This is a genomic window from Bradyrhizobium genosp. P (genome assembly GCF_049949265.1).
In the GTDB taxonomy this organism is placed as follows: domain Bacteria; phylum Pseudomonadota; class Alphaproteobacteria; order Rhizobiales; family Xanthobacteraceae; genus Bradyrhizobium.
In genome coordinates this window covers 4,531,661-4,546,708 of the sequence record NZ_CP188195.1, presented here as the reverse complement: position 1 = coordinate 4,546,708, position 15,048 = coordinate 4,531,661, and the positions used below count along the sequence as shown (strand labels likewise).

17 protein-coding genes are annotated in these 15,048 nt (G+C 63.5%); 10 read left to right on the top strand and 7 right to left on the bottom strand.

Annotated features, from left to right (window positions below; genetic code table 11):
* Positions 1 to 94: 94 nt before the first annotated feature.
* Both rpmG and ACP2YO_RS21920 read left to right on the top strand, forming a co-directional pair.
* Positions 95 to 262 (top strand): 50S ribosomal protein L33, encoded by a 168-nt coding sequence (gene rpmG, locus ACP2YO_RS21925; protein ID WP_027537094.1) that lies wholly within the window; start codon positions 95 to 97, stop codon positions 260 to 262.
* A 106-nt stretch (positions 263 to 368) separates the two neighbouring features.
* Entirely contained in the window at positions 369 to 899 is a 531-nt protein-coding gene (locus tag ACP2YO_RS21920; protein ID WP_426442650.1) for a hypothetical protein, read from the top strand.
* Here the strand turns inward: ACP2YO_RS21920 and ACP2YO_RS21915 are convergent.
* From ACP2YO_RS21915 to ACP2YO_RS21905, 3 genes are all read right to left on the bottom strand, one after another.
* Positions 896 to 1,027 (bottom strand): hypothetical protein, encoded by a 132-nt coding sequence (locus ACP2YO_RS21915; protein WP_426442649.1) that lies wholly within the window; start codon positions 1,025 to 1,027, stop codon positions 896 to 898. The two genes, ACP2YO_RS21920 and ACP2YO_RS21915, sit on opposite strands and share 4 nt — an antisense overlap.
* 71 nt (positions 1,028 to 1,098) lie before the next feature.
* A complete protein-coding gene (locus ACP2YO_RS21910; RefSeq protein WP_426442648.1) occupies positions 1,099 to 2,490 on the bottom strand; it encodes an ammonium transporter in 1,392 nt (463 codons plus the stop codon).
* Positions 2,491 to 3,038: 548 nt separating this feature from the next.
* Complete coding sequence (locus ACP2YO_RS21905; protein WP_426442647.1) at positions 3,039 to 4,271, bottom strand: MFS transporter; 1,233 nt, start codon at positions 4,269 to 4,271, stop codon at positions 3,039 to 3,041.
* A 160-nt stretch (positions 4,272 to 4,431) separates the two neighbouring features.
* Between ACP2YO_RS21905 and ACP2YO_RS21900 the strand changes: the two genes are divergently transcribed.
* A complete protein-coding gene (locus ACP2YO_RS21900; protein ID WP_426442646.1) occupies positions 4,432 to 5,019 on the top strand; it encodes a TetR/AcrR family transcriptional regulator in 588 nt (195 codons plus the stop codon).
* A 127-nt stretch (positions 5,020 to 5,146) separates the two neighbouring features.
* Positions 5,147 to 6,352, top strand: coding sequence for a serine hydrolase domain-containing protein (locus ACP2YO_RS21895; RefSeq protein WP_426442645.1), 1,206 nt, complete (start codon positions 5,147 to 5,149; stop codon positions 6,350 to 6,352).
* On the opposite strand, the gene ACP2YO_RS21890 is transcribed toward ACP2YO_RS21895, so the two are convergent.
* Together ACP2YO_RS21890 and ACP2YO_RS21885 are read right to left on the bottom strand one after the other, a co-directional pair.
* Positions 6,349 to 7,722 carry a PleD family two-component system response regulator gene (locus tag ACP2YO_RS21890; RefSeq protein ID WP_426442644.1) on the bottom strand — a complete coding sequence of 458 codons (1,374 nt, stop codon included), beginning with the start codon at positions 7,720 to 7,722 and terminating at the stop codon, positions 6,349 to 6,351. The genes ACP2YO_RS21895 and ACP2YO_RS21890 overlap by 4 nt on opposite strands.
* A gap of 15 nt (positions 7,723 to 7,737) precedes the next feature.
* Positions 7,738 to 8,103, bottom strand: a complete 366-nt coding sequence (locus ACP2YO_RS21885; protein ID WP_027538546.1) for a response regulator — start codon at positions 8,101 to 8,103, stop codon at positions 7,738 to 7,740.
* Between the two features lie 229 nt (positions 8,104 to 8,332).
* On the opposite strand from ACP2YO_RS21885, the gene ACP2YO_RS21880 reads away from it, so the two are divergent.
* The gene (locus ACP2YO_RS21880; RefSeq protein WP_426443283.1) at positions 8,333 to 8,632 is read left to right on the top strand and encodes a DUF3572 domain-containing protein; all 300 of its coding nucleotides are present in this window, start codon (positions 8,333 to 8,335) and stop codon (positions 8,630 to 8,632) included.
* The gene (locus ACP2YO_RS21875; protein ID WP_426442643.1) at positions 8,611 to 9,930 is read left to right on the top strand and encodes a DNA polymerase IV; all 1,320 of its coding nucleotides are present in this window, start codon (positions 8,611 to 8,613) and stop codon (positions 9,928 to 9,930) included. Before ACP2YO_RS21880 ends, ACP2YO_RS21875 begins: the two co-directional genes overlap by 22 nt.
* Before the next feature lie 173 nt (positions 9,931 to 10,103).
* Here ACP2YO_RS21875 and ACP2YO_RS21870 read toward each other — a convergent pair whose 3' ends face one another.
* Both ACP2YO_RS21870 and ACP2YO_RS21865 read right to left on the bottom strand, forming a co-directional pair.
* The gene (locus ACP2YO_RS21870) at positions 10,104 to 10,502 is read right to left on the bottom strand and encodes a RidA family protein (RefSeq protein WP_426442642.1); all 399 of its coding nucleotides are present in this window, start codon (positions 10,500 to 10,502) and stop codon (positions 10,104 to 10,106) included.
* Positions 10,503 to 10,746: 244 nt separating this feature from the next.
* Positions 10,747 to 11,613, bottom strand: a complete 867-nt coding sequence (locus ACP2YO_RS21865; protein WP_426442641.1) for a cell envelope integrity EipB family protein — start codon at positions 11,611 to 11,613, stop codon at positions 10,747 to 10,749.
* Between the two features lie 254 nt (positions 11,614 to 11,867).
* On the opposite strand from ACP2YO_RS21865, the gene ACP2YO_RS21860 reads away from it, so the two are divergent.
* From ACP2YO_RS21860 to ACP2YO_RS21845, 4 genes are all read left to right on the top strand, one after another.
* A complete protein-coding gene (locus tag ACP2YO_RS21860) occupies positions 11,868 to 12,335 on the top strand; it encodes a RidA family protein (protein WP_426442640.1) in 468 nt (155 codons plus the stop codon).
* A gap of 2 nt (positions 12,336 to 12,337) precedes the next feature.
* The gene (locus tag ACP2YO_RS21855) at positions 12,338 to 13,090 is read left to right on the top strand and encodes a glycerophosphodiester phosphodiesterase family protein (protein ID WP_426442639.1); all 753 of its coding nucleotides are present in this window, start codon (positions 12,338 to 12,340) and stop codon (positions 13,088 to 13,090) included.
* A 106-nt stretch (positions 13,091 to 13,196) separates the two neighbouring features.
* Positions 13,197 to 14,444, top strand: a complete 1,248-nt coding sequence (locus ACP2YO_RS21850) for a GNAT family N-acetyltransferase (RefSeq protein ID WP_426442638.1) — start codon at positions 13,197 to 13,199, stop codon at positions 14,442 to 14,444.
* Between the two features lie 49 nt (positions 14,445 to 14,493).
* Positions 14,494 to 14,916, top strand: a complete 423-nt coding sequence (locus tag ACP2YO_RS21845; RefSeq protein WP_426442637.1) for an HIT family protein — start codon at positions 14,494 to 14,496, stop codon at positions 14,914 to 14,916.
* The last annotated feature ends 132 nt before the right edge of the window (positions 14,917 to 15,048 follow it).

Below are 15,048 nucleotides of genomic sequence, written 5' to 3'. Positions count from 1 at the left end.
AAATCCTTGACTTTGGGCGGTTTGTGGCTAGTTTCCCGGCCAACGCGGGCCGATTTGGCCGGCTCCCGATATCCCCTGTTTCCGAGGTTTACACATGGCCAAAGCGGTCACCATCAAGGTCAAGCTCGTGTCGACGGCCGACACCGGCTTCTATTACGTCGCCAAGAAGAATTCACGCACCATGACCGACAAGCTGGTCAAGAAGAAGTACGATCCGGTGGCGCGCAAGCACGTCGAGTTCAAGGAATCCAAGATCAAGTAAGATCGCTGGACGTTGATATCAAACGGGGCCCTCGCGGCCCCGTTTTTGTTTTGCAGCCGGGCGTCATCCCTTATGCTTCCCGGACAAGCCCGGGCGTAGGGTTCACATGAGCGCAACCTTGCAGGAAGGCCACGTCGGCGGCTATTCGGTCGCCTACGGGCGCGAGGACATCTACTTCCCCGTCTACGTGACGGCGGCGCTGGCCGCGATCTTCGTCACGGCCAGCTGGATCACGGGCGCCCTTTATTGGCTCGCGCTTGCCGCGGCGGCGGCCGGTTTCACCTACTACAACATCCCGTTGCTGGAGGCTGGCCGTCCGACCATCGGCGCCAATCAATACGGCATCTTCATCCAGGCCTTCGGGCTGATCCGGTGGCGCGCCGTCGAACGCATCGATCTCGTAGAGATCGCCGAGCGAGCGATGACCGTCCACGAGCTGCAGATCGCGCTCAACGGACCTCTCGGCAGCGCGCTGGTTGCCGACTGGCGCAAGCGGCCGGCCTATCGCCTGCTCATGCGGCTGCCGTGGCGCATGGACCACCGTGGCGTGGTGCGCATCAACCTCGAGCCGTTCGACCGCGCGCCCGATGAGATCCATCGGACGTTCCTCAGGATGTGGCGCTACTACCGGAGCTAACCGCCGCCGAACGCCTCATCACGCAGATGCGCATCCGCGATGCGCGCATCGGGATTGTGCGTGATGGTCATGAACCAAACGAGGCTGAAAAACAGCGACCACGCGGTGTGCCAATAGAACCAGTTCATGGGACTACCTCGAACAGGTTTAGCCGCGGGGCCGACGGCGATCGCCGGCCTCGCGGAATGCCGCCCCAGTGCTACTGCACGACTTCACCATGCAGCGCGAGGTCGAGACCCTCGCGCTCGATGTCCTCCGCCACGCGGAGGCCGACGGTCATCTTGACCACGAACAGAATGATCAAGCTGACGACGGCATCATAGACGAACACGGTCGCAACACCGATGCACTGGTTCACGAACTGGCCGGGATTTCCCTCCAGAAGGCCGGCCGTGCCGCCATATTGCTCGACCGCAAATATCCCGGTCAGCAGCGCGCCGACGATCCCGCCGAGCGCGTGCACGCCGAAGCAATCCAGCGCATCGTCATAGCTGAACATGCGCTTCAGGCCGGTACATCCCCAGTAGCAGGCGACGCCCGCGGCAATTCCGATCGCAAAGGCGCCGATCGGTCCGACGAAACCGGAAGCCGGCGTGATCGCAACAAGGCCGGCGACCGCACCCGAGCAGATACCGACGACGGTCGGCTTGCCCTTGAGCGCCCATTCCACCAGCATCCAGGTGAAGCCGGCGACGGCAGTGGCAATCTGCGTCACCAGCATGGCCATGCCGGCCTGCATCCCAGCCGTAACGGCAGAGCCGGCGTTGAAGCCGAACCAGCCGACCCACAGCAGCGAGGCGCCGATGAAGGTCAGCACCATATTGTGGGCCGGCCCCGTCTCCTTGCGTTTGCCGAGCATGATGGCGCACATGAGCCCGGCCACGCCGGCGTTGATGTGCACCACCGTGCCGCCGGCGAAATCGAGCACTTTCACATAGGCGGCGTCGTTGCCGGAAGAGAAGATTCCGTCAGGTCCCCAGACCCAGTGTGCAATCGGCGCATAGACGAAGATCGCCCACAAGCCGATGAACCAGAGCATAGCGGAGAATTTCATGCGCTCGGCGAAGGCACCGGCAATCAACGCCGGCGTAATGATCGCGAACGTCATCTGGAAGCAGATGTACACACTCTCGGGAATTGTCGCAGCGAGCGGATTGGGATTGCCTATTCCTCCCTTGCCGATGTCGCTCAGGATGTCCTTGAGGAACATGCGGTCGAGGCCTCCGATGAACGGAGTGCCGGCACGAAATGCCAGACTGTAGGTCAGGACGGCGAACAGGATCGTGACAAGGCAGGTGACGGCAAAACTGGTCATCACGGTGTCGCCGACGTTCTTCTTGCGCACCATGCCGCCGTAAAACAGGCCGAGGCCCGGCACCGTCATCATCAACACCAGCGCGACGGATGTCAGCATCCACGCGGTGTCGCCGGAATTTGGTGTGCACTTCTCGAGAATCTTGCCGCCACAGACCGGCGGCGCCGCGTCGTCGGCCAATGCAAGGTTACTGAACACGACGAAGAGGAACGCGATCCCCAGCAGAGCAACCACGAAACTCACGAGCCTTTGGCGCGTGTATGTCACTGATTCCATCGTCTACCTCCCGTCACAAGAAATGTCAGTGGTCAGCCGCCTTGCCGCGCGTTCCAGCACGAGCGCGCACAGCTCGCTCGACGGGCAAACGCCAAGGCGTTGCCCGGCCGTCCAGGTTTCGGGTGTCTCGAAGGCCGCGATGCAAGGACCTGGATGCAAGGACCTGCAGGGATCGCGGCCGGATAAAGCCTGACGTGAGGCGCAAAGCGCCGGTTGCTCGGCGACGCAACAAGGGCGCCGGGCTCGGATGGCCGGAGATTGGCGTCGACTAGCCTCATCGCTGGCCAGCTCTTCCCATCATCGCCCGGTCGGAAACCTCAGCATGGGTTTCCGCCACCATTTGTTAATCAAATCCAATCAAGAATCATGCCACCCGTAATGCCAAGGCAACATATTGAATTAACGTCATTTTCAGTCAATCAGCGCGGACGGGCGGCGGCTGCGAGCCTATTTTCTCAGCAGTTGACGGACTGATAAATAGGCATCCATTTCTATCGCCCTTTCGTTTGGCAGCCGCTCCCCGCGAATTCAGGTCAATCGAATCGGCGCTAGGCAGTCCTGAGCAGCGGCGGCTGCGACGGCCGGATCAGCGCGAACGCCACCTGGATGATGCCGCCGGCCAGCCCGAGCGCGACACCAATACGCCAGGCCATGGTGTAGGAGCCCAGCGTGTCGTAGATCAGCCCTCCTCCATAGGCGCCGAGGAAGCTGCCGATTTGATGGCTCATGAAGGCGAGGCCCTGGATCATCGCCTGCCAGCGCAGCCCGAACATTTCGGCGACCGCGCCCGCGACCAGCGGACCGACGCCCATCCAGAGGAAGCCCATGATGGCGCCGAACAGCAGCGTCGAGGCCGGCGTCGCCGGCAGCATGAAGTACCAGCCGAGCGCCAGCGAGCGGAAGATGTAGATGCCGCCGAGCAGCGCGAGCTTGTTCCAGCGCTGGCCGGCCCAGCCGAAGAACAGCGAGCCGATTACGTTGAAGCCGCCGATCATGCCGAGCGTCTGTGCGCTCAGCATCGGATCGAGGCCGCAGATCGCCAGATACGACGGCAGATGCGTGGTGAGGAACACAAGCTGCATGCCGCAGACCATGTAAGCGCAGGTCATCACCACGAACGACGCGTTGCCGAACGCGGTCTTCACCGCGGTTGCGGCAGTCGCGTTACCGATGTCATCGGCCGACGGCTTCGGCAGCGGAATTTGGTCGACACGGCCGGCGTACCAGGCGGCCGGGATCATGAACACCGACAGGATGACAAAGGCCCCGAGCCCGACGCGCCAGCCGAATCCCTCATTGAGCATCTGGCCGATCGGCGCCGACACCAGCGCGCCGAGCGAGCCCGCAGCGGAGACGATGCCAAGCACCGTCGAGCGCACCGTCGCGGGCACCGCGCGCGCGGCAACCGACATCGCGATCGCATTCGCCGTGCAGGCGAGCGAGGTGCCGATCAACACGCCGGCGCCGATCATGACACTGATCATGCCGTGCGCGGACGTCATCATTGCAAGGCCGGCAATGTAGAACAGCGCACCAACCACCATGATCTGGCGGAAGCCGTAGCGCACCGTCATCGCACCGGCCAGCGGCTGCAGGAAGCCCCAGGCGAGGTTCTGCACGGCGAGCGCCAGCGTGAAATCGGACACCGAGATGTGGATGTCATGGGTCAGCGGCTGCAGGAAGATGCCGAGGCTCTGCCGCAGCCCCATGCTCAGCGTGAGCATGATGGAGGCGCCGATCAGGATCGGAAGCGTCGGACGCAGGACCTTCAACAGGGGCATTGTTCTTGTTCTCCCGTTTCGGCGCGGCACGACTGCCGCAGCCTGCGATTCCCGTATCATTTAGTTACACAGACCTGTGTAATTAGTCTATAGACGGACTGCCCTGTCAAGCGAAGAGGATCACGGCCGACGCATGGCTTCCCCGCCTCCGAAACAGACCATGAAAGAGCGGATCCTCGAGACCGCCGACAGACTGTTCTACCTGCAGGGTATTCGCGCCATCGGCGTCGACACCATCGCGGCGGAGATCGGGATCAGCAAGCGCACGCTGTACAATCACTTCCCGTCGAAAGACGCGCTGATATCAGCCTATCTCCAGCGCCGCTTCGTGCAACCGCATCCCTCCGGCAAGCCGCCGGCCGACCAGATCCTTGCCACCTTCGATTCGCTTGAGCGGCGTTTCGCGAGCAAGGACTTCCGCGGCTGCCCGTTCGTCAACGCGGTGGCCGAGCTCGGACCAGAGGACCGGGCGGTTCGCGACATCGCTGTTGCCTTCAAGGAAAACCGCCGCATCTGGTTTCGCGATCTGCTGGACCAGCTCGGCGTCACCGATGCCGAGGGGCTTGCGACGCAGCTTGTGCTGCTGGTGGATGGCTCGATCGCGCAGGATTTGGTGCGCGACGACCCCGCGATGGCGCGCGCAGCAAAGGAAGCTGCGCGGGTGTTGCTGGCCAATGCCGGGGTGAAGGTCGGCATGTCAGGTGCCGCAAACAAGCCTGCGGTCGCGCCGAAGACGCGCGCCGGCTGAATTCGGTTGCGTCCCGCACTCCCGTTTGGTTGTTAGCGCTAACCGCGCGACGATGTCACCAGACGGATATTCCGCGCGGCGAGATTGCCGGGCACACGCGACAGCAGCCATTCAACGAGGAGCGACCATGGAAGATCTGAAGGTGACCGCCACCGGCTACGATTTCGCGCCGGCGCGCGCGGCCATGCAGCGCTATATCGACAACAATCTGCTGTCCGGCATCTCGTCCGCGGTCATGGTCGGCCGCGAACTGGTCGACGTCAGCTGCGTCGGATGGGCCGACAAGCAAGCACAGATTCCATTGCGCACCGACCACATCTTTCGCATCTTCTCCAACACCAAGCTGATCACCTCCAGCGCGGCGCTTCTGCTGTTCGAGGAAGGCCGCTTCAAGCTCGACGACCCTATCGAAAAATTCATTCCGCAACTCGGCAACCGGAAGGTCTTGCTGAAAGGCGCGACGTCGCTTGATCAGACCGAGCCTGCCAAAAGCTCGATCACCATCCGCCATCTGCTGAGCCACAGCGCGGGCCTCAGCTACGGCCTGTTCGATCCGGGCACGCCGATCTTCCAGGGCTATAACGAACGCAAGATCCTCAACCCGCTGACGACGCTCGCCGACATGGTCGACGGACTGGCTGATCTGCCGCTGCTCTACCACCCCGGAACGTCGTGGGAATATTCGGTGGCGATCGACGTGGTCGCGCGTCTGGTCGAGGTGGTCAGCGGGCAACCGTTCGACACCTTCATCAAGGCGCGGATCCTCGATCCGCTCGGCATGGTCGACACCGGCTTCTATGTTCCCGAGAAGGACTACAACAGGCTCGTCGCCTATTACGCCGGCGCCGATCTGATGGACCCGATGAAGCCGGGGCTGACGCGGACCGACAACTCGCCCTATCCGGGTGCCTATCTGCGTCCGGTGCCGCGCTTCAACGGCGGCGGCGGTCTGGTGTCGACGATGCCCGACATGGTGGCGCTGATCCGCAGCCTGCTGCCGGGCGGGCCGACGCTGCTCAAGCCCGAGACGATGGCGCAGGTGATGACCAACCAGCTCTCCCCGGGACAGTGGATTCGCTTTGCGATGATGGGCGAACAGCCGGGCAAGGCTTTCGGCCTCGCCGGCGGATTGATCCTCAACCCCTCGCCGATCGATCATCCCGATGCCGCCGGTGAACTCTATTGGGGTGGTGTCGCGGGCACGCAATGGTGGATCTCGCCGAAAGCCAACGTCGCGGGCGTGATGATGGCGCAGCGTCAGATGGCATTCGTCCATCCGTTCTCGTTCGAGTTCAAGCGGATGGCGTATGACGCGGTGAAGCGGGGGCGTTAAGCCGCGGCCGAAACTACCCGGTTGCGGCCGTCGTGCTTGGCGCGGTAGAGCGCGGTGTCGGCGCGCTTCAGCACGTCGTTGACCGGTTCGCCCTTTTGCTCAAGCGTGGTGAGGCCGATCGAGATCGTGACCTCGATTCGCTTGGCACCCTTCTCGACGGCGAAGGTCTCGCCGGCGATCGAGCGGCGCAGCCGCTCGGCGACCATGCCGGCGACGTGAAGGTCAGTCTCCGGCATCACGATCACGAATTCCTCGCCGCCATAGCGGCAGGCGAGGTCGATGCCGCGGATCGATTTGCGAATCCGGACGGCGAATTCGCGCAGCACGTCGTCACCGGCATCGTGGCCGTAGGTGTCGTTGATCGCCTTGAAATAATCAATGTCGAGGATCATCAGCGCCAACGGCTTGCCGCGCATCGAGGCCTGCTCGGCCAGCGTGCCGAGATGGCTTTCCATGTAGCGGCGGTTATGCAGCCCGGTCAGCGCATCCGTGATCGCCATTTCGATCGAGTTCTGCACATTGTCGCGCAAATGGTCGGTGTAGCGGCGGCGGCGGATCTGGGTCCGTGCGCGCGCCAGCAGCTCGTTCTTGTCGACCGGGCGCAGCAGATAGTCGTTGACGCCGATCTCGAGCCCGCGCATCAGCCGCGCGTTGTTGTCGGCATCCGAGATCGCGAGGATCGGCACCTGGCGGGTGCGCTCCAGCGAGCGCGCCTGGCTGCACAGGCGCAGGCCATCGTAATTGTCGAGACTTAGCGAAACGATCAGCAGATCATAATTGCCTTCGGCCGCATGGAACAGCGCTTCCGACGGATTGATCTCGACATCGACGGTGTGCTCGGCGGACAGGATCGGCGCCAGCCTCTCATAGGACGACGGGCGGTCGTCGACGAGCAGGATGCGGCCGCCCATCCCCTTGTCGGCGATCGCGCTGCGCTCGGGCGCCTGCATGCCGATCTCGAGCGAAGTGATGGCGCGCATGCGCAGCTCATCGGTCATCATCTTCAGCCGCGTCAGCGAGCGCACCCGCGCGATCAGCACGATGTCGGACACCGGCTTGGTCAGGAAATCGTCGGCGCCGGCCTCGAGGCCACGAACCCGATCGGAGGGACTGTCCAGCGCGGTGACGATGACGACGGGAATGAAATGGGTTTCCGGATTGGACTTCAGGCGGCGGCAGACCTCGAAGCCGTCCATATCGGGCATCATGACATCGAGCAGGATGATGTCGCATTCGGCGCGCGAACAGATTTCCAGCGCCTCGGTGCCGTTGGAGGCGGTCAGCACGTCGAAATATTCGGCCGACAGCCGGGCTTCCAGCAGCTTGACGTTCGCCGGAACGTCATCGACGACGAGGATACGCGCGGACATCGAACCACTACTCCCCTATCCGATGAAGCGCCGGACAGTCTCAATGAATTTGCCGACCGAGATCGGCTTGGACAAATAGGCCTCGCAGCCGCCCTCGCGGATGCGTTCTTCATCGCCCTTCATGGCAAAGGCGGTAACCGCGACCACCGGAATCGCGCGCAACTCGGGATCGTCCTTGATCCAGCGCGTGACTTCGAGGCCGGACACCTGGGGCAACTGGATATCCATCAGGATGAGATCCGGACGCAGCTTGCGGACGAGATCAAGTGCCTCGAAACCATTGCTGGTGCCCGAGGTCTGATAGCCATGCGCTTCCAACAGATCGCGAAAGAGCTTCATGTTAAGCTCGTTGTCCTCGACGATCAGGACGGTTTTGGCCATCCCGTCCCTCCCAAACCTAGAGAACGGGCCCACCTGCGGCGCATCACGCACCGCGCTTGGGGCACGTAGAAAATGTGAATTCAAACTAGCGCCAGAATCGCTCTAACCCGTTAACCCCACAGTACAACTTCCGCAGCGTGGTTTCCGTTGCTTGAACACGCTTGGAAGACTCGGGCATGATGGGCCTCTCAATAGAGACCATAAGTTAACGGAAAGGCAAACCGACGCTTTGAAAAAGCCTGTTCACAACCCTCGGGAAGTCGCTGAAATCGTTGCGATTCAGGCGCTGAGCTTCATTGCCGGCGATCCTGAACGGCTGGGGTTGTTTCTGGCCGAGACGGGAATCGGGCCAGAGACGTTGCGCAACGCCGCGTCCAATCCTCAATTTCTCGCGAGTGTGCTCGATTTCGTGATGCGCGACGATGCCACTGTGAAAGCCTTTGCGAAGGCCTCGGAGCTGCATCCGACCAACATCGCCGCCGCCCATCAGGCGCTGGGTGACCCGAAGTGGGAGCGCGACGTGCCGTGACGACGGCGGCGGCGCCAGCTTTCGACGGCCCCTTCAGTTTCTGCCGAGACTGCCTCGGCGATCTCGACATCAAGGCGAAGCGATGCAGCCATTGCGGCTCGCCGCGGCTGGTGCGCCATCGCACCCTTCCCGCGCTGGCGCTGGCCCACATCGATTGCGACGCGTTCTATGCGACCGTCGAAAAGCGCGACAATCCTGAGATCGCCGACCGGCCCGTGATCATCGGCGGCGGCAAGCGCGGCGTCGTATCGGCCGCCTGCTACATCGCCCGTACCTACGGTATCCGCTCGGCGATGCCGATGTTCAAGGCGCTCGATCTCTGCCCGGGCGCGACAGTGATTCCGCCGAACATGGCGAAATATGTCCGGGTCGGGCGCGAGGTGCGCCACGCCATGCAGGCGCTGACACCGTTGGTCGAGCCGCTGTCGATCGACGAGGCCTTCCTCGATCTGTCGGGCACGCAACGGGTCCACGGCATGATCCCGGCCAAGGTGCTCGCGAAGTTCGCGCGCGACGTCGAGCGCAACATCGGGATCACGGTGTCGGTCGGCCTGTCCTGCAACAAGTTCCTGGCCAAGATCGCCTCCGACCTCGACAAGCCCCGCGGTTTTGCCGCGCTCGACCAGGAAGAAGCCCGCGCGATGCTCGCCGACAAGCCGGTCGGCTTCATCTACGGTGTCGGGCCCGCGACGCAGGAGAAACTGGTGCAGCGCGGCTTCCGCATCATCGCCGACCTGCAGCGCGCCGATGAGACCGAGTTGATGAAGCAGTTTGCCGGCGAAGGCCGCCGGCTGTGGCGGCTGGCGCGCGGCATCGACGACCGCGCGGTGGTGGCCGATCGCGGCGCCAAGACGATCTCGAGCGAAACCACGTTCGAAACCGACATCCGCGATTTCGCGACGCTGGAAAAGCTGCTCTGGAAACTGTCGGAGAAAGTCTCGGCACGGCTGAAGACGAGCGATCTCTCCGGCTGCACCATCACGCTGAAGCTGAAGACCGCGGACTTCCGTCAGCGCACCCGCTCGCAATCGATCCAGACCCCGACTCAACTCGCCGCCAAGATCTTTGCGGTGTCGCGCGAGATGCTGGCCAAGGAAATCGACGGCACCGCCTTCCGCCTGATGGGCACCGGCGTCAGCGCGCTACGGCCCGGCGCGCAGGCCAATGATGCCGACATGCTCGACCGCCGTTCCGCCCATGCCGAACGCGCGATCGACAGCCTGCGCAAGAAGTTCGGCAATGCCGCCGTGATCAGGGGCATTGCTTACGATGGGCCGGAGAAGCCGGCGGAGGAGTAGGCGCCGCGCCGTCATGGCCGGGCTTGCCGCCTTCGCCAAGGGCTTCGGCGTGCCTGAGACCGTCAGCCTCGTCGAAGCCTTGGCGGAGACGGGCCGGCCATCCATCTACCTCGAAGAGTCTCTGAAGAGAGATGGATGCGCGGGTCAAGCGCGCGCATGAAGGCTGTTGGACATCAAACGACGGCAACCGCCTCGATCTCGATCAACCATTCCGGAGCGGCGAGCGCGGTTACCCCGACCAGCGTGCTCGCCGGCGGCTCCATGCCTTCAAAGAACGCAGAGCGCGCCTTGCCGATGATGGGACGGAGTTCCGGTCTGTAGCCGACGACGAAGGTCGTGATCTTCACGATGTTGACGTAGCTGGCACCGGCGGACTTCAACGCGAGACCGAGGTTGTGCATCACCTGCGTCGTCTGCGCGGCGAGATCACCGGGACCGACCACGCGTCCTTCCTCGTCGACTGACACCTGTCCCGAAATGTAGATCGTGCGCGCGCCCGAGGTTGCGACCACGTGGGAATATGCCGGATTGTGGTGAAGGCCGCTGGGGCGAAGATGTTCGAGCTTGCTCATGATGGTGCCTCCCTGACACGTGTGTGTTTGAGAGAAGCGTATCCGGGTCCGGCGGTTCCGGCCAGAGGAAGCGATGGAGCAATTCGTCCACTCGTTCCAGCTGTCGCCCCTGCGAAAGCAGGGACCCATCCACCGCTGTGGGTGGTGAAGTTCGCTGGGGCCACAGCCTCGCCTAACAACTCAACCCTGTGGTTATGGGTCGCGCCTCGCTTGCCCGGGACGACAGTTGAGAGGACCAGTCCCCTCACTTGCAGGGCTTGGAGTCCTTGACGTCGAATTTGCCCATCGCGCCCGAGATCACGAAATCGTTGTAGTCGAGCACGAGCGCCCGGGAGACGCCGTTTTCGTAGAGCTCGAACGACATCGCATAGACCGGCGTCTGTTCGCCGTCCTTTGCCCTGGCGTCGCGGTCGTAATAGCTCACCGTCACCGGCCAGCGCGTCATCGACTTCATCACGTCGCTCGAGGTCGACGCATCGGGTGACGCCGGGGCGTGGTCGCCCGGGATCGGTTGGCCGATCACCGACAGCGTGTTGTAGACCTTCTGGCCATTGTCGGAGCCGTCATAGACGGTCAGTTCGAGCACCGACTTGCCCGCGCGGGCCGCAGCGATGATGTCCTGGATCTGTTCGGTCGGGAACACGGTCTTGCCGTCGAGATCGAAGGTCTTCTTCACCGGCTCGGTGAGCTTCACGGTGATGTGGTCGCCGACCCGCTCGGCGACGCCGTCGACCGGTGCGGACTCGCTGTCGTTCATGCGGGTGTCGATCTTGAATCGATAACTCTTGCCGGCAGCATCCTCCCAGGACGTCGAGCGCAGGTCGGAGAGTGTCACCTTGCCCTCGCCGCTGTCGAGTTCGGACACCTGGCGGAACTCGGACGTATAGCCCTCGCAGGAATTGCCGGAGAAATTGTAGAGGATGCGCCCGCGCGCGTCATTGATCGCGTTGTTGCCGCGCGACTTGACCAGGCTCAGTTCATACAGCGCCTGATGCGAGAGGAACGGCCCGCCGGCCGCCGCGGCAGCCGGCAGATGAGCGAAGCCGCATCCTGCAACGACAGCGAACGTCGCCGCCAAGGCACGCGACGAATTCCGGAATGGCAGGATCATGGGTTCTCCTCGACGCGGCGGCAACTCGCCACAATAGTGGCGGCCCTATTGCGCCGCAACTAGGGCCGTTTCACAAAATGGTAACGGACGGATACGGCAATGCCGCCTTTTTCGGCGGCTTTCCGTGTGATTGCGCACAGATCGACGAAAATGCCCGCATGTCGCCCTCGCTTGCAACCGGCGGCGCGATGCGCGAAACAATGCCCGGCCTGAGCGCGTTTCAGGCACGAGATCATCCAACCGGGGACAAAATCATGACGGGTACAATCGAACAGAAGCTGGTGGCACAGGGCATCACGCTGCCGCAGCCCACCTCCCCGGTCGCAAACTATGTGCCGTTTGTGCGCAGCGGAAACCTGCTGTTCGTGTCCGGCCAGGTCTGTTTCGGCGCCGACGGCAAGCTGATCGCCAAGGGCAAGTTAGGGGCCGGCGTCAGCCTTGAGGACGGCGCGGCCGCGGCACGCGGCTGTGCGATCAACCTGCTGGCGCAGGTCAAGGCGGCACTCGGCGACCTCGACAAGGTGGTGCGCGTGGTGCGGCTCGGCGGCTTCATCAATTCGGCGCCCGATTTCCTCGACGGGCCGAAGGTGCTGAACGGCGCCTCCGACCTGATGGTCGCAGCCTTCGGCGACAAGGGCCGCCACGCCCGCACCACGGTCGGCGTCGCCTCGCTGCCCGCGGATGCGGCGGTGGAAGTCGAAGGTATCTTCGAAGTCGCCTAGGCATGCGCGCGCCCGATTGGCTGACCAAGCGGCCGGTCGCCCATCGCGGCCTGCACGATGCCGCACGCGGTGTCATCGAGAACATGCCGGCCGCGGCCAATGCCGCGGTCGCGGGTAATTTCGCGATCGAGTGCGATATCCAGCTCACCGCCGACGGCGAGGCGATGGTGCATCATGACGACGCGCTGGGTCGCCTCACCGAGGGTTCGGGCGCACTGCTGACCAAAACTGCTGCCGAACTGAAGGCGGTCAAGTTCAAGGATACGGCCGAGCGGATGATGACGCTGGGTGAGCTCTGCGCGCTGGTCGCCGGCCGCGTGCCGTTGGTGGTCGAGGTGAAGAGCCATTTCGATGGCGACCGCAAGCTGGTGCGGCGGATGGCGGAGGTGCTGTCATCCTATTCCGGTCCGGTGGTCGGGATGTCCTTCGATCCCGATCAGGTGCTGGCGCTGCGCGAAATCATGCCGGCTTTGCCGCGCGGCATCACCGCCCAGCGCACCTATGACGACAGTTCCTGGACCAAGCTGACGCCGGCGCAACGCGACAGCATGCTCTATCTACGCCACGGCATGCGGACCGAGCCGCATTTCGTCGCGTTCTGGGTCAACCAGTTACCAGCGCCGGCGCCCTGGATCGCCCGCAACGTCTTCGGTTGCCCGCTACTGGCCTGGACCGTGCGGACGGCGGAACAGCACGAGCGCGCGGCGCGTTACGCCGACCAGATGATTTTCGAGGGGTTCGTCCCGGGAACCTGACATGCCCCTTGCAGCCTTGAAGTCGTCGCTGCGATGCACGATCTTGGCAAGGGTTGGTCGCCGCGCGCGATCGCTGATCGCAAGATGGGACCGGTCTCGATTCTCGATGGCGTCTTCCGAAATCACCCTCGAAGCCATTCCCGACATCAGCGACATTCCGGCCGCGGAATGGGACGCCTGCGCGAATCCGAAGCCAGACCCTGACAGTCTCGATAATCTCGACACGCTCGCCTCGCCCGGTTCGGCAGGAGATTGCCAAACGGCCTCAAGGTCGGGCTATAACCCCTTCGTTTCCCATGCTTTTTTCACTGCTGCCGAAGCCTCCAATTCGGCCTGCGCGCGGACCGGCTGGGGCCCGCGGCATCTGGTGGCAAAGCTCGATGGCAGAATCGTCGGCGTGGTGCCCTGCTATCTGAAATCGCACTCGCAGGGCGAATACGTGTTCGACCGCGGCTGGGCCGAGGCCTATCACCGCGCCGGCGGCAGTTACTATCCGAAGCTACAAGTCTCGGTCCCCTTCACGCCCGCGACCGGACCCCGGTTGCTGATCCGCGACGGCGTCGACCGCGCGCAGATCGGCGCGGCGCTGGCACGGGGCTTGAGGGCGCTCTGCAACGCCACCGAGGCCTCGTCCGTGCACGTGACGTTTGCCCGCGAGGAGGAAGCAAAGTTCCTCGGCGAGCACGGCTTCCTGCAGCGGACCGACCAGCAGTTCCACTGGCACAACGACGGTTACAAGAGCTTCGACGACTTCCTCGCCACGCTGAATTCCCGCCACCGCAAGGCGATCAAGCGCGAGCGCCGCGACGCCGTCACCGCCGGGATAACCATCCACAGGCTGACCGGCCCCGACATCACCGAAGACGCGTGGGACGCGTTCTTCGAATTCTACACGGAGACCGGCTCGCGCAAATGGGGCCGGCCGTATCTGACCCGAAAATTCTTCTCGCTGATCGGCGAGAGCATGAACCGCGATGTCCTGCTGGTCATGGCCAAGCGCGAGGGCCGCTGGATCGCCGGCGCGATCAACTTCATCGGCTCGGACACGCTGTTCGGCCGCAACTGGGGTGCGGTCGAGCACCACCCCTTCCTGCATTTCGAGGTCTGCTACTATCAGGCGATCGACTTCGCGATCCAGCGCGGGCTCAAGGTGGTCGAAGCCGGCGCGCAGGGCGAGCACAAGCTGGCGCGCGGCTACCTGCCGCAGACCACCTATTCGGCGCATTACATCGCCGATCCCGGACTGCGCAAAGCGATCGCCGATTATCTCAAGCGTGAGCGCGAATATGTCGCCGAGGTCGGCCGCGAACTCGCTGAAGCCGGCCCGTTCCGGAAGACCGACGACGACGCCTGACGTTTCTGATACGACCCAAAAAGAAGACCTGAGCTGAGGAGCCGCCACCATGACCGCCTATGACCCGCAAAACCCCTTCGCAAGGATCCTGCGCGGCGAATTCCCCTGCTACAAGGTCTACGAAGACGAGCACGTACTCGCATTCCTCGACATCATGCCGCGTTCATCAGGCCATACGCTCGTGATCCCGAAGGCCCCTGCCCGCAACATCCTCGACATCACGGCCGACGACTACGCCCACGTCGCGCGCACGGCCCACAAGATCGCAGCCGCCTCGATGAAGGCCTACGACGCCGATGGGATCACCGTGGTGCAGGCCAACGAGCCCGCCGGCGGCCAGGTCGTGTTCCATCTGCACATGCATGTGATGCCCCGCCACGACGGCGTCGCGCTGTTGCAGCCTGCGAGCCAAAAGGAAGACGGCAAGGTGCTGGAGGCGAATGCGGCGAAGCTGATCGCGGCGTTGAAGTGACGCCATCGGCGTCATTCCGGGGCGCCGCGTAGCGACGAACTCTGGCGCGCAATTGGGCGCCTGAGAATCTCGAGATTCCCCGATGCGCAATTGCGCATCTGAGGTCTGGTCCTTCGGACCATCCCGGAATGA